This window comes from Nitrospira sp. MA-1 (genome assembly GCA_032139905.1).
Classification (GTDB): Bacteria; Nitrospirota; Nitrospiria; order Nitrospirales; family UBA8639; genus Nitrospira_E.
In genome coordinates this window covers 314,992-335,880 of sequence record JAQJDB010000006.1, presented here as the reverse complement: position 1 = coordinate 335,880, position 20,889 = coordinate 314,992, and the positions used below count along the sequence as shown (strand labels likewise).

16 protein-coding genes are annotated in these 20,889 nt (G+C 53.0%); 6 read left to right on the top strand and 10 right to left on the bottom strand.

Annotation, left to right across the window (positions count from 1 at the left end; all coding sequences use genetic code 11):
- Nucleotides 1–46: 46 nt before the first annotated feature.
- Entirely contained in the window at nt 47–1,729 is a 1,683-nt protein-coding gene (locus PJI16_08995; protein MDT3777691.1) for a formate--tetrahydrofolate ligase, read from the bottom strand.
- 324 nt (nt 1,730–2,053) lie between these two features.
- Here PJI16_08995 and PJI16_08990 point away from each other — a divergent pair, with 324 nt between their 5' ends.
- Complete coding sequence (locus tag PJI16_08990; protein ID MDT3777690.1) at nt 2,054–3,367, top strand: endonuclease/exonuclease/phosphatase family protein; 1,314 nt, start codon at nt 2,054–2,056, stop codon at nt 3,365–3,367.
- 85 nt (nt 3,368–3,452) lie between these two features.
- On the opposite strand, the gene PJI16_08985 is transcribed toward PJI16_08990, so the two are convergent.
- From PJI16_08985 to PJI16_08970, 4 genes are all read right to left on the bottom strand, one after another.
- A complete protein-coding gene (locus tag PJI16_08985) occupies nt 3,453–4,376 on the bottom strand; it encodes a cation diffusion facilitator family transporter (GenBank protein MDT3777689.1) in 924 nt (307 codons plus the stop codon).
- A 187-nt stretch (nt 4,377–4,563) separates the two neighbouring features.
- Nucleotides 4,564–5,889 carry a type II toxin-antitoxin system HipA family toxin gene (locus PJI16_08980; protein ID MDT3777688.1) on the bottom strand — a complete coding sequence of 442 codons (1,326 nt, stop codon included), beginning with the start codon at nt 5,887–5,889 and terminating at the stop codon, nt 4,564–4,566.
- Nucleotides 5,889–6,140 carry a helix-turn-helix domain-containing protein gene (locus PJI16_08975; GenBank protein ID MDT3777687.1) on the bottom strand — a complete coding sequence of 84 codons (252 nt, stop codon included), beginning with the start codon at nt 6,138–6,140 and terminating at the stop codon, nt 5,889–5,891. Before PJI16_08975 ends, PJI16_08980 begins: the two co-directional genes overlap by 1 nt.
- A gap of 583 nt (nt 6,141–6,723) precedes the next feature.
- Nucleotides 6,724–7,263, bottom strand: a complete 540-nt coding sequence (locus tag PJI16_08970; protein ID MDT3777686.1) for a metal-dependent hydrolase — start codon at nt 7,261–7,263, stop codon at nt 6,724–6,726.
- Between the two features lie 725 nt (nt 7,264–7,988).
- On the opposite strand from PJI16_08970, the gene PJI16_08965 reads away from it, so the two are divergent.
- A complete protein-coding gene (locus tag PJI16_08965; protein MDT3777685.1) occupies nt 7,989–9,707 on the top strand; it encodes a CocE/NonD family hydrolase in 1,719 nt (572 codons plus the stop codon).
- A gap of 373 nt (nt 9,708–10,080) precedes the next feature.
- Entirely contained in the window at nt 10,081–10,404 is a 324-nt protein-coding gene (locus PJI16_08960) for a putative addiction module antidote protein (GenBank protein MDT3777684.1), read from the top strand.
- Between the two features lie 299 nt (nt 10,405–10,703).
- Here the strand turns inward: PJI16_08960 and PJI16_08955 are convergent, their stop codons facing one another.
- Entirely contained in the window at nt 10,704–13,832 is a 3,129-nt protein-coding gene (locus PJI16_08955; protein MDT3777683.1) for a tetratricopeptide repeat protein, read from the bottom strand.
- Nucleotides 13,829–14,452, bottom strand: coding sequence for a hypothetical protein (locus tag PJI16_08950; GenBank protein MDT3777682.1), 624 nt, complete (start codon nt 14,450–14,452; stop codon nt 13,829–13,831). The genes PJI16_08955 and PJI16_08950 overlap by 4 nt, the downstream gene beginning before the upstream one ends.
- 197 nt (nt 14,453–14,649) lie before the next feature.
- On the opposite strand from PJI16_08950, the gene PJI16_08945 reads away from it, so the two are divergent.
- Complete coding sequence (locus PJI16_08945; GenBank protein MDT3777681.1) at nt 14,650–15,633, top strand: transglycosylase SLT domain-containing protein; 984 nt, start codon at nt 14,650–14,652, stop codon at nt 15,631–15,633.
- 758 nt (nt 15,634–16,391) lie between these two features.
- Here PJI16_08945 and PJI16_08940 read toward each other — a convergent pair.
- Together PJI16_08940 and PJI16_08935 are read right to left on the bottom strand one after the other, a co-directional pair.
- Entirely contained in the window at nt 16,392–17,012 is a 621-nt protein-coding gene (locus PJI16_08940; protein ID MDT3777680.1) for a hypothetical protein, read from the bottom strand.
- Between the two features lie 91 nt (nt 17,013–17,103).
- The gene (locus tag PJI16_08935) at nt 17,104–17,790 is read right to left on the bottom strand and encodes a class I SAM-dependent methyltransferase (GenBank protein MDT3777679.1); all 687 of its coding nucleotides are present in this window, start codon (nt 17,788–17,790) and stop codon (nt 17,104–17,106) included.
- A 281-nt stretch (nt 17,791–18,071) separates the two neighbouring features.
- Between PJI16_08935 and PJI16_08930 the strand changes: the two genes are divergently transcribed.
- Both PJI16_08930 and PJI16_08925 read left to right on the top strand, forming a co-directional pair.
- Nucleotides 18,072–19,634: a carboxypeptidase M32 gene (locus tag PJI16_08930; GenBank protein ID MDT3777678.1), complete on the top strand. Its 1,563-nt coding sequence runs from the start codon at nt 18,072–18,074 to the stop codon at nt 19,632–19,634.
- Between the two features lie 168 nt (nt 19,635–19,802).
- The gene (locus PJI16_08925) at nt 19,803–20,126 is read left to right on the top strand and encodes a helix-hairpin-helix domain-containing protein (protein ID MDT3777677.1); all 324 of its coding nucleotides are present in this window, start codon (nt 19,803–19,805) and stop codon (nt 20,124–20,126) included.
- A 124-nt stretch (nt 20,127–20,250) separates the two neighbouring features.
- Here PJI16_08925 and PJI16_08920 read toward each other — a convergent pair whose 3' ends face one another.
- A complete protein-coding gene (locus PJI16_08920) occupies nt 20,251–20,811 on the bottom strand; it encodes a hypothetical protein (GenBank protein MDT3777676.1) in 561 nt (186 codons plus the stop codon).
- Nucleotides 20,812–20,889 lie beyond the last annotated feature (78 nt).

Sequence of the window (20,889 nt, the reverse complement as noted above, 5' to 3'; positions counted from 1 at the left end):
CCCGCGGCCGGTTCCCCTTCTGCCACCCACGTTCACGTGCTCCTTTTCAAAACAACCCGACAATGTCTCCCTTTGCGTCAATCCCGATCGATTGACCCGCCGGAACACGCGGCAAGCCGGGCATCGTCATCATATCCCCGGTAAGGACCACCACAAATCCTGCGCCCATGGCGAGGCGAACCTCGCGAACGGGAAGCGTAAATCCGGTTGGGGCTCCTTTTTTGGTGGGATCTGTGGAAAAGCTGTACTGCGTCTTCGCCATACAGATGGGGAAATGACCAAATCCGTGTTTTTCGAGTTCGGCAAAACGGGCGTGGACAGCCGGCGGAATCTCGACATCCTCAGCCCGATAAATCTCTCTGGCAATGATGCGCACTTTTTCTGCCAACGGAATCGTATCAGGATAGAGAACGCGAAAGTCGGCGGGTTCTTGTTCGATCACCTCACGAACCGTTTCGGCTAGGCACAGCGCACCGGCTCCACCCTCAGCCCAATGATTCGCCAGGGCCATTTTGACCCCAAGATCCGCACAAGCCTGTTCCACCAGTTCCAACTCCCGCTTGGTATCACTCGTGAATTGGTTGATGGCCACGACCGCCGGGACACCGAATTTTTTCACATTTTCCAAATGGCGCAATAAATTCGGCAACCCCTGCCGGAGGGCATCCAGATCTTCCTGTTCGAGTTCTTTTTCTTTCGCCCCGCCATGAAGTTTTAAAGCCTTGATCGTCCCGACCACCACGGCACATGCCGGCTTGAGGCCGGATCGTCGACATTTAATATTAAAAAACTTCTCGGCTCCGAGATCGGCGCCAAACCCTCCTTCGGTCACCACATAGTCCGCGAGGGTGAGAGCCGCCTTGGTCGCCACGACGGAACTACACCCATGGGCAATGTTCCCGAACGGTCCGCCATGCACCAGAGCCGGATTATGTTCCAAGGTCTGGACAAGGTTGGGATTGAGCGCCTCCTTGAGTAAAACCGTCATGGCACCCTCCGCCTGGATATCTTTCGCAAAGATCATCTCGTTGTTCACCGTCCGCCCCACTTTGATATTGCCCAAGCGCTGTTGAAGATCCTGGAGGTCCGTCGCCAAACAGAGAATGGCCATGACCTCTGAGGCCGCAGTGATGTCAAACCGTCCTTCCCTCGTAAATCCATTGGATTTTCCGCCAAGCCCTGTGACCACGGATCGCAGTGACCGATCATTCACATCCAGCACCCGCCCCCACGTGACCCGACGGGGATCAATCTGGGGTTTGTGCCCCCAATGCACATGATTGTCTACCAGAGCCGCCAACATATTGTGGGCAGACGTGATCGCATGGAAATCCCCCGTGAAATGCAAATTGATCTCAGTCATGGGAACCACTTGGGCATACCCTCCCCCACATCCACCGCCCTTCATCCCGAAGCAGGGACCCAGACTTGGCTCCCGAATTGCCGCAACCGCCCGTTCGCCGATCTTATTCAATCCATCCACCAGACCGATGAGCGTGGTGGTTTTGCCTTCTCCCGCCGTCGTTGGACTCATGGCGGTGACCAGAATGAGCTTGCTCTCCGGCTTGCTCGGAAATGGTGGGAGTGACGCTAAAGGAATTTTAGCCTTATACCGCCCGAACAATTCGATTTGACTCGCATCCAGTTGAAGTTTTTCCCAGGCGACTTCGGCGATGGATTGCAATGGTATGCGGTTGGCGACGTCGAGATTAATGGAAGAATGACTCATCAGGCTGACTCCTCAAATAAACGTGATGGGAATACGGTCTCAATATTTCATGCATTATGGCATACTCGAAGCGGACATCCGACCTTCTCCTGCCCTGGCGCCTTCTTGCATGAAACCATGACCTCGTATCGACATGCTGTGGTGCCAGCCCGGTGGATTGGCTCTGGAATTCCCGGACAACACAGGAAATACAACCGATCAATTCCCGGTAACTGCGATGGGATCTCGCACAGAGGAAAGAAGAAGGGATATCAGCTCAAGGACTATGACGGAGACTCCAGGTCTCGCTTGGTATTCTCCCTCAAGTTTTGTTAAGTAGAAGGCATGCGTAAACTTTTCATTACAGTCTTTCTTTTCACGTGGTTCACCCTGTGTGGCTGGTCCATCACCTTCGCCCAGGATTTTCAGGTAGGACAATCGGTGATGCTTGAAGCCATGAAGCCTATTGGAGTCCCTCTCCATCGCAACCCGTCACCGAGCTATTTGAAGCATGTTCCGTCGGGGACTTCGGCCACCATTGAACAGACCGCACAGAACGGCCAATGGCTCTACCTGCGGTTCCCTAACGATGACAAGGCCTGGATCCATAAAAAATATCTCAAAGCCGGTTCACCACAGTCGAGACCACCAGCCAATCCCAAAATTCCCCGGACTGCGGAGGGCGGCGAGCATGCCGTCTGGGCCAGCCGGGATCAGTGCGAGGCGGTCGTCAAGCAAGGCAATCGTATGGCTGCGGAATCTTCTTCCAAGATCCGGCTTGCCACATGGAATATACGATGGTTTCCCATCGGCCAGCCCACTGATCAAAGTGAGGATCATGCCGAGCCGACTGATCTCGAATGGCTGATCTGTGCGATCCGTTGGATGCAAATCGATATTCTCGCAGTCCAGGAAAGCTTAGCCACCCCGGAAGCTAACAAGGCCTGGAACACGATCATCACTTCGCTGAATCAACAGACCGGGGACACATGGCGGTGGTATCGCCAACCGTGCGGCCGGCCCGAGGACCATCATGTCGGTCTCTTGTGGAACGACACCCGCGTATCCTTGTCGCAATTTGAAAGCTTATGGCAATTCAATGCGAAAGCTCGATCGGCCACCCAAGCCTGCACCTTCGGATTACGCCCAGGGCAATATGCATGGGTGAAAGCCAGAGAACCCGAGGGAGTCGATTTTCATCTGATCGGGCTCCACTTAAAATCAGGTCCCACCGTATTTGCCGTGGAAGATCGGCATAACGCGTTGAACGGGATTGATGAAGCGATAGGTCCCCTCCTCGCTCGCGATCGGGATGTGGTCATACTCGGGGACTTCAATACGATGGGTGCAGGAGATTGGCAATCAAGGGACTCCGAACTGAAAAACTTGCGCCGGAAAGTTGCCAAGGAAAAACCCGGTTTTACTGACCTGACTTTACATCCGCAATGTTCCCACTATTTTCGCGGACGCGGAGGCTGGCTGGATCATGTGCTGGTTCCACAAGAGATGCAAGAAGTCACCGTCACCACAGTCCAGGTCACCGGCTATTGCGCCGTGGCAGGCTGTGAACGAATTCGAGGAAACTATCCGCTTGCCTACCGTCATCTCTCGGATCATTGCCCTGTGGTGTTGGAAATCGAGAATACAGATAAAGATTAAGCGGTGGGAGTGAAGGGGCAAATCGGCATCCACGGAGCACATGCCCCATACTTGCGCAACCTCACGCACAACAAGGCGTCATGGATTACTCCAAAACTTTCAGAATCCGCCGGGCCTCGGCCTCGACAAACACCCGTTTCACAAGAGGGTGCTTCACTTTAATATCCTTATCCAATGTGGCCACGCCGCGCTCCACCTCTTCGGACGTGACCCCGTCTCGAAAGTCCACACTCAGATTCACCAAAATAAAATTCGGCCCCATGTGCATGGTCAAGACTTCATTCACATGCTCAACGCCTGGGAGTTGTTTCGCCATGTCACGAATACTCTGAACCACTTCCTTATTGGCGCTTTCGCCAATCAACAATCCTTTCGTTTCATACGCAAGCCACATGGCGATCCCGGCCAAAATCAACCCGATGATACAGGTCGCGATGCCGTCAATATAGACAATACCGGTGACCTGTCCCAACCAGATACCGACAAAGGCCACAGCCAGACCCAGCACCGCCGCCGAATCCTCAAAGAGGACCATAAAGATCGTCGGATCTTTTCCCCGTTGAACCGCTTCCAAATACGACCACTTTCCCTTGGCACGGGAAAATTCACGGAATGCCATGTACCAGGCGGCACCCTCAAACAGGAGGGAGAGACTCAACACGATATAGTTGACCATGGGGTTGATAATCGGTTCGGGATACAGAATGTGCAACACACCCTCATACAAAGAGATCCCCGCGCCTAGCGCAAAGACCATAATGGCTACCGCAAAACTCCAAAAATAGATTTCCTTCCCATACCCGAACGGGTAGCGCTCATCAGCCGGACGTTTCGCACGATGGAGACCATAGAGCAAAAGACCCTGATTGCCCGTATCCACCAGGGAATGGATGCCCTCGGCCAACATCACCGAACTGCCCGTCATCGCCGAGGCCGCAAATTTGGTGATCGCAATAAGGCTATTGCCGATCAACGCCGCATAGATAACTTTTTTATTGGATGAGGCCATCAGACATGCAAGCTATTGGTGAAAATCTTCAACGTGAGAATTGGGAACTGTACCCGATATGCCAAATAAAAATCCGGTCTTTGGTCAAGTCGACGGATGAACATGACATGGACGTATTTTCAATTTCCCGACAAAAGGTCTGTACATCTGGGAATGCCCGGGAGCATCCATCGTTCTTCACGCATGCTTATCCCTTTGCCTTACCCACCGGCAGCTTGCTCAGACGATCGGTGATCGCATTTTTGACTGATGTGTGAATGGCCGCGGGAAATTCCACCGGCAATTCGCTTTCAATTGTTTCAATCGCCTTTGGAGCCGTATCAGCCATTTCCTCGATCGCCTCGCGTACAAGGTTTTTCGGGAGCCCTGCCGCTTCTCCGGTTTGAATAAAATGCCGCCAGAGTATTTCGTCAATTCGATAATGACAGCTCGTACCGACCGACATGGCCAGCTTCATCTGCTTGCGTTCGATCTGGTGCGCATCAAGACTCGGCTGAGCGGTCAGCACGTCATATAGCGGGGTCAGGTGAAAACTGCCACCGGGACTGAGAAAGATACTGAAATTCTTGGCATGCCCGTCCGTCGCGCCAATCATCCAGAACAGGATTTGGGCCTTCAGCACAATTTTCTGATCACCGGCCGGGGTATCACTCCCCTTCAGCAGATTGAGAATCTGCACCATTCCCGGCCCCCCGTGACTTTGATATTTCCGGGTGGGCGGTACCGACAGGGCCTGGCAACAATCCTCCTGCGGCAGTCGCAGCAGACGGTTGTCTTTCGTCCAGAGCCGGTCGAACCGCTCAATGACCAGGGCGCGCGTGCTCCCGAACATGGACATGTCGGCCCGTGCGACCGGCAACCCGAAGGCGGCAGCCAGTTGAAGGCAGTAAAATTCATTTTCGACGCTGTTCGAAAGATCGAGGCCGTTCGGTAACCGGCCAATCGGCTTTTTAAAGATATGAGTGGTCGGTGTCGTCCCCTGCGGTTTGTGCCATTGACCTTTATGACGGAGCAGCGCCGTCTTTTCCTGTGCCCCGGCAATCGATATCCGGAATGCATCATCATGGGTTAAACCTAATGGAGCCTGAGCCAGTCCGTTGAGCAGTGTTTCAATGGCGGCATCATTCAGTGCATTACCCCTCATGACGGCGGCATCGCCACTTTCGTGGCCAACATCATCGGCGCTCACAAACTGCAAAGCCCCGACACAGTCGCGGCCAATGGCCGCAAGCAGGCTATAGGCATCCGTCCCGGCAGCTCCCACTTTTTCCGCCACACGTCGGCGAAGCATGTCCGAGTCGGGCAACAGGTTTTCAAACACGGCAACCACGGGCTCTCCTCTAAATGCGTCCTCCCGCAAAGGGAGGGACAGAGAGATCGGGAGCGCATGTTCCCATTCCAACCAGCTGTGATCATACTGAAAACCGATGGCACCGCTCACAGCCTTATGAAGTTGACCGACAAGACGGTTATTCAGAAGCACATGAAGCGGCGGTCGGCGCGGACGGGGCATCAGAAAATATCCTCGATCTCGGCGGAGCCTCCTTTCGACCGTGGCACGATCCGGAACTCCAGATCGAGGGCGGCCAGGACCGCAAGAATCGTCTCCAGCTTCGCAGCCGGATTGCCCGTCTCGATCAGGGAAATCGTCTCCTGCCGCAGGCCGGTCTTCTCGCCAAGTTGACTCTGGCTTAGTCCGAGATTCTTGCGGGTCCGGCGAATCAGGTTGCCGATCTGTTTTGGATTGCGTGCGAGGTCGGTCATCATCACTTCCTTAACCATGATTATGCGACAAAACCGATAAACTTACAATATCGGAATTGGCGTATATTCAAATTTTATGTGACAAAGCCGATAAAAACAAATTATCGGAATCGACACATAAAGCTCATCCTGCCTTGGAATCGGGAAAGTGGGAAAACGCTGTTTTTAAAACCAGAGGCCTATCGTGAATGCAAATAATTTCCAAGCATTCCTGTCTTGGGGTTAAGCCAGTAGAGGTGGCATTGTCATATGATTTTTTTTGTCGTTTCTATTTCTCCCATGATCCGACGCCTGCTGCCCGGCCCTATGGTCGGACGCTCTCATCTCTGGCGGGCCTTGTTTGAGCCCTGCGAGTTGGTCCGCCCTCCTATGCCTTGCGTCCGATCAATCTGATGTGACCGGGCCGGGCGTCACTGGTTTTGAGTCCTTTTCCCGAAAGAAAAGGACTTCGGCTGCCGGGCCGAAACCCGGAAATTTCGTTTTTTTTGATCTAACAATGCGGAAGCTTATGGGAATAACTCTATAGACTGCTCTCCTCCCTTTTCCTTATTTCCTTCCGCTCCTAAGGCTATCCCTGCGCATTCTACCTTGCCATTCTCCCGGTGACTTTTAACACAATCAACCAGAGAACAACGGGTATGCCAATCCACACCAATTCACTGAGGAGCACTCGCATTCCCTCATGGGAAACAAAGGCCGAGATTCCAATTGGCGAGACGGATATAGGTCTCCAGGGAAAGAAATATCTGGTCGAGTCGAATGGTGCAAAAAAGGCAATGCCAAAACCACCATCGGTCAGGGCATCCAGGAACCCATGGGACAGGGTGACGAGAAAGAAATACACGGCAAACAGCCAATACCGCCTGGTTCCATACCGGATGGTGGGGGCAGCCAACCTGGGCACCACCAATCCCAGCAGCATCGCAAACGCAATGGAATGTGTCAGGCCACGATGCCCCAACATATGCTCATACGGAATCCCGAACATCAATCCCAGCACATCCGCATCCGGCAAGAGACAACAGGCCATGGTGAACCACCAAAACCGAGAGGTGTGGAATTGGGAGGAAAGACTTTTGCCCATGGCAAACGCTACTGCGACATGTGCAAATGCTGAGGCCATTACCTTCTCCTTCTCTTCACGCTCTTGCTATCATAAAGCCCATTGATATTTAGAATAGAACATTCATGTCGCTCTTTCGTGTAAGTCTCACCCAATCAATTGGCAGTGGCCACCAGTGTTCGGCAATGTATCGACGCCTGCCGACTGGCCCTCAAAGAGGGACGCCCTTATCTCCCGGCGGGCCTTGTGTGAGCCCTGCGAATTGGACCGCCCTTCCCATAGTCGGCGTTCTTTCTCTATGAATTAAGCCAGACGGGGCGTCAATGGTTTTGGGTCCTTTTGCCGAAACAAAAGGGCCTCGCCTGCCGGGGCGAAACCCGGCAACACGGAAAATCACATTCACACCTGAGTTGTAAAAACTAACACGAGGAAAAACTAACACGAGGCCTTCTCCTCACGACGCGTTTTTACTGGTAAACTCCAAGTTGGATCTCAGATACAAGCCGTCAAGCTCTAAGACCAGAACCAATACTCGTCCACTCCATATGTTCAGAAGAACCCATCTCCGATTCCGATCTGCCAGCCGTTTCTCCTCTCTCCCCACCCCGGGACTTTTCCGCTTATGGGCTTTTCTCATACTTCTCGGGCTGGCACTGCCTGTCTTTTCAGGATGTGCGCCAAATACTGTAGAGCACTCTGACCCGGCGGCAGCCAGCCCGCTATCTTCACCTATAAACGTTGGGGAACCTGGCGGGACATTTCACCGTACCTCGCAGTATCTCACGATGCGGGACGGGGTCAAGCTTGCGGTGGATGTCTATCTCCCCGCCGACCTGAAGTCAGGGCACACCATTCCTACCCTCTTACACCAAACCCGGTATTGGCGGGCAATCGAATATCGATGGCTGGTCTCCGCCTTCAAAGATGACGGTCCACGGGGGCTCATCGGGTCTTATGCCAAACGATTCCTTCAACAGGGCTATGCGTGGGTCGATGTAGATGTTCGTGGGTCCGGGGCGTCATTCGGGAATAGACCGATCGCCTATTCCCCTGAGGAAATCAAAGACGGCGCAGAAATTGTGGACTGGATCATCGCCCAACCCTGGTCGAACGGAAAGGTCGGGGCCATGGGTATTTCCTACAGTGGCGGGACCGCTGAAATGTTACTCATCAATCAGCATCCGGCCGTCAAAGCGATTGCCCCGATGTACTCAGGCTTCGATCTCTATTCCGAAATTATCTTTCCAGGTGGCATCCACCTCAACTGGTTTACCAAAACCTGGAGTGCGATTACTCATCGTCTTGACCACAATCGCCTACCCCACGGTGGCGTCATCGCGAATCTCTTTGTTCGTGGAGTACGACCGGTGGATGGCGATAAAAACCTTGACCTCCTATCACTCGCCCTGCAGGACCACGAGACCAATTGGAGTCCATACCGGGAAGCCTCGGAAATTGTCTTTCGAGATGACCCTCCACCATCGGGACAGGCCGCCAACATCGACGCGCTCAGCACGCAAACCTATGCCGACGACATTGCCAAATCAGGCGCAGCCATCTACAGCTACAGCGGATGGTTCGACGGGGGATATCAACTGGCCGCCATCAAACGGTACCTCCACCACCAACAACCGTCCCACCGGCTCATAGTCGGGCCATGGGACCACGGAGGCAAACGCCGGATCAGTCCCTACGCGCTGGGACCCGCGCCATTCGATCATGCGGCCGAACTGCTGAAATTTTTCGATGTCCATCTGAAAAACGTGGACACCGGCCACCCGCATGATCCACCGATCCGCTACTACACCATGGGCGAAGAACAATGGAAAACATCGACTCGCTGGCCGCCTGAGTCCACTCCGACGTCAATGTATTTCCAACAAGAAGGCGGACTCTCGATGAATGCTCCACCAGCAGCAAACAATCCCGATCGATACCAGGTGGATCTCACCACGGGAACCGGCAAGCATTCCCGGTGGAACACTCTGGTGGGTATTTCTCTGAACAATCCCTACCCCGATCGGAAGGAACGAGATCAAGATTTGTTGCTCTATACGTCTGAGCCCCTTTCAGAGGCCCTCGAAGTCACAGGGCATCCCGTAGCTACCGTCTACCTCTCTGCCACCACCCAAGACACAAACCTCTTTGTCTATCTGGAAGATGTCACACCAGAAGGGGACGTGCACTACGTCACCGAAGGCGAGTTGCGCGCCATCCATCGACGATGGCACCCAAGCGACACCATCTTCACCTCCGCAGGTCCACTTCCCGTTCACACATTTCGCCGTGCCGATGCCGCTCCACTCATTCCAGGTGAAGTAGCGCCACTGCTGGTCGAGTTACTTCCCACGTCCTATCAATTCAACAAAGGGCACCGCATTCGCATCGCCCTAGCAGGAGCCGACAACGATCATTTCCAAAACCTGGATGGACCGGCACCCACATGGGAAGTCTGGCACACACCCGATCGACCCTCACACATTGAACTGCCGGTGGTTCGTTGAAAATTCCCAACCCTAACAGGCTGTTGGAAAAGTGTAATCGAGAAAAGTTGTCATCTTGAGTGAAACGAAAGATCTGAGCCCAGCCAAACTCGCATTCGCGTTTTAAATCGTCGAGAATCCCTCTTGGGTGTTGCCCGTAAATTGTGTTGGCGGGTGCACACATTCACGGTGTGTACGCACTCTCATGTCCTCGTGATGTTCTGTGTTGCCGGGTTTCGCCCCGGCAGGCGAGGCCCTTTTGTTTCGGCAAAAGGGCCCAAAACCATTGACGCCCCGTCTGGCCTTAGGAGAGCGAGTGGACGCCAGTCTTAAGAGGGCGGTCCAACTCGCAGGGCTCAAACAAGGCCCGCCCACTGGGGAGAGCGTCCCTTCCTTGGGCCAGACGGCAGGCGTCGGAGCAGAGGTGAAAAAGATCAATGCCGATCAACCAGACCTGATTGAAAGCCTGCAAGATGCCGGTGAGGCCGAAGAATACTTGAACGCGGTGCTGGAGGAGGGCGATTCCGAATTGTTCCTGCTGGGGTTAAGGAATGTGGCCGAAGGTCAAGGCGGTGTGGCCCAACTCGCCGAAAAGGCCAAGGTCAACCGCGAAAGCTTGTACAAGATCCTCTCCGAACAGGGCAATCCTGAACTTAAAAGCCTCGATGCACTCCTCCACGCATTGGGATTCCGCCTCGCCGTCACGGCAAACCGCTAGGCTTGACTCATTAACCGCGCAAAGATCGCCACGCTCCACGACAAAATTTCTAGACATTGGTTCGAGAAATCTGCCCTCAAGCTTCTATTCGAGTTCCTTACCTTGTCGGATCAATTCAAACAGGGTCATTTCATCCGCATCGCCCTGCGGGAGCCGGCTACGATCATTTCCAAAACCTGGATGGCCCGGCACCCATATGGGAAGTCTGGCTCACACCCAATCGGCCCTCCCATGTTGAATTGCCGATTATTGTTCGTTAAGACCCCCCAACGGCCTTAGTGAATCGATGAGCTAAGAAATTATGCTTTTCTGAGAATTTCGCGCGATCGGCGTTGAAATCGAACAATATCTTCTTTCGCACCAAGTTTTTCAGCGATTTTCAGGCGCAATCCCAACCATTGTGCATTGTCGATGGTGAGTTGTGGTGAGGTAAACCCATCAAGAACGATAGCTGCATGGGAGGCATCGTCCATTTCTAAGTCGATGGCAGCTAGTTCCATTCCATTAATCCAAGTGATCCGGTTGTTTTCCCCCATAACTCGTCGAAACCCATTCAAGCTCTTTTGATAAAGCTCTCGTGCAGGAGAAAGCTCCCCTTGTGCTTGAAGCATGTTGGCGAGATTACTCATGGCAGTGAGGGTACTGGGATGCTCCGCCCCAAAGACGCGTTGACTCAGTTCTAAGGCCTCCCGTTGGAGCGCGCTAGCTTCAGCATACTTACTCTGCGCCAACTGCGTCATTGCGAGATTATTCATGGCGATGAGGGAGTCGGGATGTCCGTCCCCGAGGACGGACTTTCTCAGCTCCAAGACCTGTCGTTGGAGCGCGATAGCCTCGGCATACTCGCCTTGGTCGGACAGCGTCAACGCGAGATTGTTTATGGCTGTGAGGGTACGGGGATGCTCAGGCCCGAGGACACGCTGGCTCAATTCTATGGCTTGTCGTTGGAGCGTGATAGCCTCGGCATACTCGCCTTGGTCGGACAGCGTCTTCGCGAAGTTAACCATGGCTGTGAGAGTAAAGGGATGCTCAGGCCCGAGGACGCGCTGGCACAATTCAAAGACCTGCCGTTGGAGTGTGATAGCCTCGATATACTCGCCTTGGCGATACAGCGTCAACGCCAGATTGCCCATGGCCGTGAGGGTATTGGGATGCTCCACTCCGAGGAGGCCCTGGCTCGACTCTAAGACCTGCCGTTGGAGTGCGATAGCCTCGATATACTCGCCTTGGCGAGACAGCATCATGGCGAGATTGTTTATGGCCGTAAGGGTGTCGAAATGCTCCGGCCCGAGAAGGCTCTGGCTCAACTCCAAGGCCTGTCGTTGAAGCGCGATAGCCTCGGCATAGTCGCCTTGGTCGGACAGCGTCAACGCCAGATTGCCCATGGCCGTGAGAGCAAAGGGGTCCTCCGCCCCAAGGAGGCCCTGGCTCGACTCTAAAACCTGCCGTTGGAGCGCGACTGCCTCGGCATACTTGCCTTGGCGAGACAGCATCATGGCGAGATTGCCCATGGCCGTGAGGGTGTCGAAATGCTCCGGCCCGAGAAGGCCCTGGCTCAATTCCAAGGACTGTCGTTGGAGCGCGACTGCCTCGGCATACTCGCCTCGGTCGGTCAGTGTCAGCGCGAGATTGTTCATGGCGGTAAGGGTACGGGGATCCTCCGCCCCAAGGACGCGCTGACTAAGCTCTAAGACCTGCCGTTGGACCGCGCCAGCCTCGGCATATTGTCCTTGGCGGGACAGCCTAATTGCGAGATTTCCCATGGCCGAGAGGGTATCAGGGTGTTCGTTCCCCAGCGTTTCCTGATTTAAACTGACAAGTTGTTGTAGGGCGAGTTGCTCCATATCTTGCCACCCAGCTTTATTTGCCAATTGAATTATTGTCACAAGCCAGATCCGTCTTTGGCTCCAAATTGCCTGCCAGCGAGATACAAGTTGCTCGAACTCCTTGATCCAGGCCTTGCGTTCGGATGTTCTCAAATCAGCAGGGGAAAGATTTTCGATCCATAGAGTCAGAAGTTGCATTGGTGCAGAGTTGGGAATGGTTGAGGCTACATCTTCACTGTATGAAGACATCGCTCTTTTTAGCCAGTTACTCGAAGAACTAAAATCCCCCTTATAGGCATAAGCAAGCGCCTGTACTAAGTTTGTATCAAAACGCAGGTCAGGTGACAGCAGAGATTGCTGGATCAGCACGGGGTACTCGGCATTTTCGATCACTCCGGAAAGCCGCTTGAACCATTCAAACCATCCTTCGTTGCTTTCCGGAATAGTGTCGACCCCTAAATCATGAAGCCATTCGGAGGCCTGCTGGGCTAGGAGTAGTTCCCCCGGACGCTCCCATGGCTGTGCTCCAGTCACGAGCCAGGGTAAAAACTGCTCGTAGCTTCCACGGAGGGATAAGCTGTCACCTGGTGCCGAGGTTTGGAAACACAAGCGTTCACCATACGAATAGTCTGCGCTGTGGGGTACTTGTATTACATCGAAGTATTCCGCTAGGCGGTGTGGGGCTTCTTTTCCGTCCATCCCAAGAGTGAACTCAAGCACTTCCTGGAAGAGGGGTTGATAGCCTTTCACTGTTCCAAATAATTTATTTTGGGAATCTCCCATCCTCCAGACATGCCTGAAGTGTTCTACCTGATTATCTACTCGAGAAGGAAGCGGATAGACCCGCAACTCGCGAGAGTCCGAGGCGCTCGAACGGTAATCCACGGCCTTTCGAACAAGATGCTCAATGCCGGTCAAACTTTGATTGTTCGGCGTGAATACCACCACCAGGACGTTCGGCAACAGCATAGTGCAAATGCCACTGGTATCGCTGAGGCCCGTGCGCGAATCCACGAATGTAAAACTGTATTCACGTGCCAACCGATCTGCCAAACAGCGGAACACCCCTGGTGCCTTTGCAAACAAGTCTTCCCAATTAAAGTGCGAAAGCCGCTGGGCATATGTGTCGTCGAATTGCCCTGCCATGATCAAGTTCAAGCCGGTGACCGTTGTCTGGATGGTAAATGGCGCCAAATCTAGATTACCGATGATTTCAGCTGTTGTCTCATCATCAAGCCGACGAATTTCGCTCAGCTCAGATTTCGGCAAATCTGACAAATTTCGATCAATTTCCAAGAGCAAAGCAGCGAAGAGTTCGAGTAGGCCTTGTTGGGGCGTGCCGGTTTCGTGTGAAGGGAGAAACGGCGCCAAATAGCGATGGAGTCCCGGTGCCTCAAGGTCAAAGTCGATAAGTAGTAACGGCTTCGCGTCTGTAGGTAAATTCTGAGCAATTAGACCTGCGCAATTCACGAGAGCCATAGTTCGTCCAGTCCCTCCTTTATAGGAATAGAAGGTCACGATATCGCCCCGGTCGGCCAAGCCAGTCCGCACCAACCAGTGACTACCAAATCCCGAGTTTGGATTCGGGCTAGAAATATTCATGGCACGGCACCCATATAAGGAAACGGGTCTGGTGGTGCAGGTTGAGTGCTTGGCATCACAAAATTCGCGCAGATGTTGGCAGCAACAAGTTTGATGTTACGACCGTCACGATGCAGCCAACACCAGTGGTTGTAGACCCGATCGGCAAGCTCTTCCACAATCTTTCGGTACTTATGCGTGCGTCTAACCTTTTCCGGTGAGGCACAGCAATCGAGGAAATCTCGAACATCATATGAATTTAATGCAGGCATCGGTATTTTATCTTTCAGCCGCAATCCTAAAAGCCAGTTGTTGGATCCCAGTTCACCAAGGGCATTAGTCCGTTCGATGATCAGTGCCTCCATACCTTTAAACTCGCTAATGCAGCCTTGACTGCCATTAAAGTAATTGGGAGCGCAAACGGCAATCATCATCGCACTATCGCACAATTCGCGTTGGATCCAGAGAGTCCAGTCGTCACCTCTCCGACGATGTTCACAGCGGTCGTACTTGAAGACCGACAAATTTTTGTCGATGGCTGCAAGCTGTTCGGTAAACTCGTTGTAAAAGTGGTTTGCGAACTGGCTATCCTTACCATTGCCTTTTGGGAAACTGATGAAACACGCGTGTTCGATCGACATAATATGTAGATTCCTGCGTCTCTAAATCGGCATAAATATCCCAAAATTAATGCGAAATACAGAATGAGGATCAGGCATTGAAATCATAATAAAATGAATAACAATTGGGTCAGGAGGTTCTTGACAGGAAGATTAGAATAAAATGCGAAAAAAGGCTACCGCGATTTCAGAATAGATTTAAATCTAAAGAAGTTACTTTGTGGAAGTGTCTTCGACCCTTACCTACCGCACCGCGAGTAGAGGGACCGACCAGGCCCTCTCCCCTTTGTATCGGTTATAGTAAACTTATGGGGTTGAAGCCCAAACGACCGACTTCCAAACAACCTCACCCACGAACGAGGCGCAAGCGGGGGCTCACATTTACTCTGCTCTGGGGTTTCGTGCGCCAGGGGTGGCGTGTGCTCCGCGCGGTCATGCGAGGGGTTCTGGCCTCCCATCCGATCGTTCGGGTGGTCGTGATTCCGACCCTCCTTTTTCTACTGTGGCTTGGCCTCAACTGGGCGTTTCATACGTTCCATAAACCCACCGAAATTTTCTTTCCCTTGGACCAATCCCTCAACAAGAGCCCGGTCCAGACCTGGAAAGAATACGAATCCCTCTTTCGGGAGCATGCGACCGCGGTCATCACACCTGAGTTTCTCGCCGCGCTGGCGCAGGTCGAGGGCGGGGGGAATCCTGTGGCACGGACCTACTGGCGGTGGCAACTGACCTGGAATCCTTTGGAGCTGTTCAAACCGGCCTCCAGCGCGGTTGGCATGTACCAGATTACCGACGGGACCTTCAGCGAGGCTAAGCGCTATTGCATTCACGACAACGTGGTGGTCGAGGACGGCCCTTGGCACGATTGGAAATCGTGCTGGTTCAACAGCCTCTATACCCGCATCCTGCCGAGCCATGCCATCGAGTTGACGGCGGCGCTGCTCGATCGCCAAGTCACTCAGACGTTAGGACCGAAGCGGATCGGCAAGGTCACGCTCCAGCGGAAGCAGGATCTGGCCGCCGTGATTCACCTCTGTGGAGCGGGAGCCGGCCGCGCCTATGCCGCACGCGGACTCAAGTTGACCCGGAATCAACGGTGCGGCGATCACGACGTGAGCAACTACCTGGCACGCATCAATGAGTTGAAGTTCGAGTTTTCCAAGCCGGCGGCAGGAGATAAAACAATCCGACAGGGGCGTTAAAATCCATTATGGGAGAACGATCTACACTTTACCAATCAGACATTGGCGGAAGATATGGGAAGGACACCCCATCCTCAAGCAAAGTCCACAACGGAGGATCGGTGCCCAGGTCGAAAATCTTACTGCTATGCTAGATCCTTCGTTCCACTTAGGATGACAATGTTGTCAGACCTTGGTCTATTGGTATCACACACTTGGCGGGGCTTTTGTTGCTGACCGACGCCTGCCGGATGGCCCAAGGGAGGGACGCTCTCATTCGTTGGCGGGCCTTGTTTGAGCCCTGCGAGTTGGACCGCCCTCTTAAGACTGGCGTCCGTTCGCTCTCCAAAGGCCAGACGGGGCGTCAATGGTTTTGGCCACTTTTCCCGAAAGAAAAGTGGCTCGGCTGCCGGGCCGAAACCCGGCATGTCTCATACAATCAACAAATTCAGGGTTAGTGAAATGTGAGTACAACCCTGAATGTTTGGCTTCGTGTAAAGCGGAAATGTATTGATTTTTTTAGGCACGCCCTCTTCATCATTCTGAACGTGCCCACACATCCCGTCGTTCGTTGATTCTGTGATTCGTTTTATTACCGGCAGGTTTTGAGTGATCATCCCGGGAATTCTACTCCTGCAAAGGGCAGGAGATTCTTAAGACCGGGAGATTCCTTCGTGTTTGCCACTTCCCATTCATGTGCCTTCCGTCGTATTCGTGCAATTAAACCAGCGATTTTTTAGCCTCACTGTTTTCCGCTACGACCACATGAGGGACGTCGGTTAAAGAGTCCGGCTGTCGATCCATGTGACGTTTCCTGATCTGCGTTTCACTTCTTCGTGCATATGCGCCGTACCGCCCTTTCCATCTCCCCCGCCTCCATCCCACAAACAGATGAAGTGCACCTTTTCCACGCCATACGCCAGCGCGGTGTAAAGCAGCCATAGATTGCACCGTTCATACGGATCGACACCTTCGGGTAGTGGGCCAAGGAGCTCGGGAGCGGAGCGGATTGCGGTCGTGAGCCTGGCCTTGGCCGCTAAATACCGATCGCGCCAGGTTTCGCCTCTACAGATGACGGATTTCTGGATGAACTCCGGCTCATTGAACGGCTGCAGCCACTGCATCGTCACATTGCGGTGCTGACAGGCCTCGGTGAACAGGAGATCGCCGCCACAGGCGCCTTGCGTGAGCGCAAGATCATCAGGGCCTGCACTCAGCTCGTCTAGGACAGCACAGATTTTCTGTGCCGCCACGGCTTCTTTCTCTCTTGGGAAACGCGGAGGCTGTCCTCCCGGGGCATCGATCATGTGCCCGCTAAAGAGCAAAACCTGCCGAGGCTGCCACTGATCTTCAGGCTCCACAATCGGGTGTCTTGCAGAGTCAAGATTTGCTTTACCCATGTTTGTCTGATCTACCTTGTCCTGTGCGATTGCCTCTGGATCGGATTTGCTAAGAGACCCGTCAGTGCGAGAAGCCCCTCAGGGAAATATGTCATTGTTGGACTTGCTGTTGCGCTTGGTTGTTTCCCCTTAGGAAGGATTGTGGTTTAATCAAGAATATCCCATCGCGAATGGTCAACAGGACCGCTGAGACCCGCGGCTCGGCATGCACCACTCTATTGAGTTCTTGAATGGCCGCCGTATTGGTATCCGGAGCAGGATGTGTCAGCACATCTCCATTCCACAAAACATTATCAATGAGAATGACGCCATGATCCGATATTAACTCTAATGCCTGACGAAAATAATTCACATAGTTGGCTTTGTCGGCATCGATGAAGATCAGGTCAAATGTTCCAGTCAATGTCGCCATCGTTTCCAAGGCGGGACCGAGGCGAAGATGAATCTTCGTCCCATGAGTGCTTTGAGCCCAATACTGCTTGGCCATAGCCGTGGACTCAGGGTCGATATCACACGTGATGACCATCCCATCATCCGGAAGACATTCCGCCATACAGAGGGCGCTGTACCCGGTAAAGGTGCCGATTTCCAACACCCGCCTGGCTCTCACACTCAACGCCATGACCTTTAAAAACGCGCCTTCCAATGGCCCGACCACCATCTGAGGGCAGTCCATATTCCGATACGTTTCCTCCCGAAGTCGCCGACACACCTCCGATTCCGGCAAGGAGTGTGCTTCGGCATAGGCTTCAATGTGCGGCAGCACCAAGGATTTCATGTTGTTCCCCCTTGCAGTTAATCATCGCCTTACTATGTTCTTCCATCCCACACATTGTCCTTTGCCCTGCTGTCCTCCCGCAACCCATCCCGACTATCATCTTAATTTTTTCTCTCATTGGTTCGGTAGTCTTTGTGTGTCTGAGCAAACGGTCACAGCCTCCCACCATTCGGCATTTCTATTCACTCATCGGCGAAGGCTTCTTGCCAATTTCTTGAGAGCTGCCTTACAGTGGTCCGGTTATCCGCTGAACTTTTTACCACTCTTTGAGGAAACTGCTCATGTCCGCTGACGCTGCTCTTGATCCCCTGAAACAGACCTTGCGACAGATCCATCACCTGCATGATGCCGCAGCCGTGCTCTCCTGGGATCAGGAAACTTATATGCCCTCTGGTGGCGGAGCGGTTCGAGCGGAACAACTGGCCACCCTTCAAACCCTAGCCCATGACCAATTTGTTTCGACTGAGATGGAATCCCGGCTTGGAACCTTTGTGGATCTTTCAACCGGCGCGGTTCACACACAGTATGCATCCGCCTTGGATGAACCCTCACACGCCCTCCTTCGCGAGACCTGGCGGGACTTTTCCCGTGCGAAAAAATTGCCGTCGGCGTTCGTCAACCAACTTGAGCGGGAATGCTCATTAGCTCAACAAGTGTGGGCGGAAGCCAGGAAGACAAATGACTTCCAACGGTTTCTCCCGAATTTGCAACGGGTCGTGAAACTCAAGCAACAAGAGGCAGAATACCTGGGATACACGGATTCTCCTTACAATGCATTACTGGACACCTATGAACCGGGTTCGACCGTGGCGCAATTACGACCACTTTTTGCCATACTGCGGACGGAGCTGATCCGTCTGCTTGACCTCATTCGACAGTCCCCGGTTCAACCCGACACCCAACTCCTGACACAATCGTATGGACATACACCACAGATGGACTTTGGAAAGCTCGTGCTCAAGCACATGGGCTACGATTTTCAACGCGGACGCCTGGATTTGTCCGAGCATCCCTTTACGACGGCCTTCCATCCCACCGATGTGCGGGTCACCACGCGCGTTTTCGAAACGGATCTCCCCTCCTGTCTCTTTAGTTGTATTCACGAAGGCGGGCATGGCCTATATGAACAAGGGTTACCGCCCAAATACTATGGCACACCATTAGGCGAAGCCGTTTCCCTGGGTATTCATGAAAGCCAATCCCGTTTGTGGGAAAATTGCGTGGGACGCTCCCGCGCGTTTTGGCAATATTTTTACCCGAAACTTCAAGAGGTTTTTCTAGCACAGTTGGGAGAGGCCAGTGCGGAAGATTTTTACCTGGCGATTAACCGAGTGGCCCCGTCGTTTATCCGGGTCGAAGCCGATGAACTGACGTACAATCTGCACATTATGGTGCGATTTGAAATTGAGCTGGATATCATTGAAGGCCGCTTGCACGTTGACGACCTGCCGGAAATCTGGAACGCCAAAATTCAGGAATATTTGGGAATCGTTCCGTCCTCCGATGCGGAGGGCGTGCTGCAAGACGTGCACTGGTCCTTTGGAGCGTTTGGCTATTTTCCCACGTACACGCTTGGGAATCTGTATGCGGCCATGCTCTTTCGGCAGGCACAAACGGATCTTCCAGACCTCGACCAGAGCATCAGTCAAGGCAACCTGCTTCCTTTGAAAAGCTGGCTGAATGACCGGGTGCATCGTTGGGGACGACAGTATACGGCAGCCGACTTAATCACACGCGTGACAGGGCAAGCCCTGACACCTGAACCCTTTATTCAAGACCTCAGACAGAAATTCGGCACCTTGTATCAATTTCCGACAACACCCCCTGCCTCCAACGCTGAATAATCCATCAGATTTTATCGGCGTTTTGAATTTCCGAGGCAACCTTTTCGACAGGTTGCCGCTAATTTGTGCACGTCCCTAACCTGGCACTCATTCATTCGTTGCCTGTTCCCATGGGGGTACCACGTGCAACGACGCGTTTCAAACCTTTTCCAAGGAGCGTGTCCCGTGATGCTAAATTCACAACAGGTTTCGGCCTTCCTATTTTCTCTCGTTCTTTCCGTTGGCCTGTTATTCCCCTTGCCCTGGGCAGAAGCCAACGTGAACAAGATCGACATTAACGCTGCCAGTCTGGAACAACTCGAGGCCGTCAAAGGGGTGGGACAGGATATCGCCCACAACATTCTCACCTACAAAAAAGATCATGGAGACTTTAAGTCGTTGGATGATCTGGGGAAAGTCAAAGGCGTGGGGAAAGTCAGGCTGGAAGCGCTGCGGGAAACCTTTACCGTTGGCTCAACAGCCTCTCCTGTCGAGACATCACCTACCAAGTGATTTTAGAATTTTCGATGCACAAGCCCGAGGCCGAACCCGGTTCGGCCTCGTAATTTCGTTGCCTCTCTTAACCGATCACAACCATACCGCAGGGATACACCGTCATCCAAAAGCCGATTGGGCGTTAATACCCCATCGCCGCATTCAAGGTTTTGACTTGTGCGGGTGACAGCGTGATGGCCTCGGTCACTTCTATCCGCGAAGGCACCAGCATGATGGTATGGAAGGAAATATCCCGGATGGCAAGTTTTTGCTCAGGATTATCGGCTGGACCTAATTCCACTGCCTCCACAGCACTCATAATAGCGCTGGTATCCATGGGGCCATATTTCTCAACCACCGTGTGAATAATTTCCATGACCTGTTGATTGGGTTCGGGTTCCTTCATTATCTGATCAACCAAGGTGACGACTCCCTGGGCCTGTTCCGCCACATCAAAATTCTCTATCCGTTCCTTCCTACGCAAGAAGAGTAAGTCATTATCCACATCCTTGCTAAAGGCCCCATAAGGGAACCGGACGAATTCAAAATGTAACCCTTTCAATCCTTTCCCCAACATTTGCAATTCACAAAGGAATAATAATTGTTGAAGCTTGACGTCACTCATCAGCCCCATGGATTCGGTCAAATGCAACGTATAAATGAGCAAAGCGCGGTCACCGGTCACTTCTGAGGGTTTTCTCATACGTTCTCCCTAAATTTCCTCATTAATGCCAAAACAGACAAAATAATTCTTGACCCCTTAGCCCGATTGGGGTTTAAT

What these genes read in the sequence shown, in the direction of transcription:
- PJI16_08985 (MDT3777689.1), bottom strand. Translation starts at nt 4,376, where the DNA reads ATGGCCTCATCCAATAAAAAAGTTATCTATGCGGCGTTGATCGGCAAT.
- PJI16_08925 (MDT3777677.1), top strand. Translation starts at nt 19,803, where the DNA reads ATGCTAAATTCACAACAGGTTTCGGCCTTCCTATTTTCTCTCGTTCTT.
- PJI16_08940 (MDT3777680.1), bottom strand. Translation starts at nt 17,012, where the DNA reads ATGGGTAAAGCAAATCTTGACTCTGCAAGACACCCGATTGTGGAGCCT.
- PJI16_08995 (MDT3777691.1), bottom strand. Translation starts at nt 1,729, where the DNA reads ATGAGTCATTCTTCCATTAATCTCGACGTCGCCAACCGCATACCATTG.
- PJI16_08970 (MDT3777686.1), bottom strand. Translation starts at nt 7,263, where the DNA reads ATGGCCTCAGCATTTGCACATGTCGCAGTAGCGTTTGCCATGGGCAAA.
- PJI16_08980 (MDT3777688.1), bottom strand. Translation starts at nt 5,889, where the DNA reads ATGCCCCGTCCGCGCCGACCGCCGCTTCATGTGCTTCTGAATAACCGT.
- PJI16_08975 (MDT3777687.1), bottom strand. Translation starts at nt 6,140, where the DNA reads ATGACCGACCTCGCACGCAATCCAAAACAGATCGGCAACCTGATTCGC.
- PJI16_08935 (MDT3777679.1), bottom strand. Translation starts at nt 17,790, where the DNA reads ATGAAATCCTTGGTGCTGCCGCACATTGAAGCCTATGCCGAAGCACAC.
- PJI16_08965 (MDT3777685.1), top strand. Translation starts at nt 7,989, where the DNA reads ATGCGGGACGGGGTCAAGCTTGCGGTGGATGTCTATCTCCCCGCCGAC.
- PJI16_08920 (MDT3777676.1), bottom strand. Translation starts at nt 20,811, where the DNA reads ATGAGAAAACCCTCAGAAGTGACCGGTGACCGCGCTTTGCTCATTTAT.
- PJI16_08990 (MDT3777690.1), top strand. Translation starts at nt 2,054, where the DNA reads ATGCGTAAACTTTTCATTACAGTCTTTCTTTTCACGTGGTTCACCCTG.
- PJI16_08930 (MDT3777678.1), top strand. Translation starts at nt 18,072, where the DNA reads ATGTCCGCTGACGCTGCTCTTGATCCCCTGAAACAGACCTTGCGACAG.
- PJI16_08950 (MDT3777682.1), bottom strand. Translation starts at nt 14,452, where the DNA reads ATGTCGATCGAACACGCGTGTTTCATCAGTTTCCCAAAAGGCAATGGT.
- PJI16_08955 (MDT3777683.1), bottom strand. Translation starts at nt 13,832, where the DNA reads ATGAATATTTCTAGCCCGAATCCAAACTCGGGATTTGGTAGTCACTGG.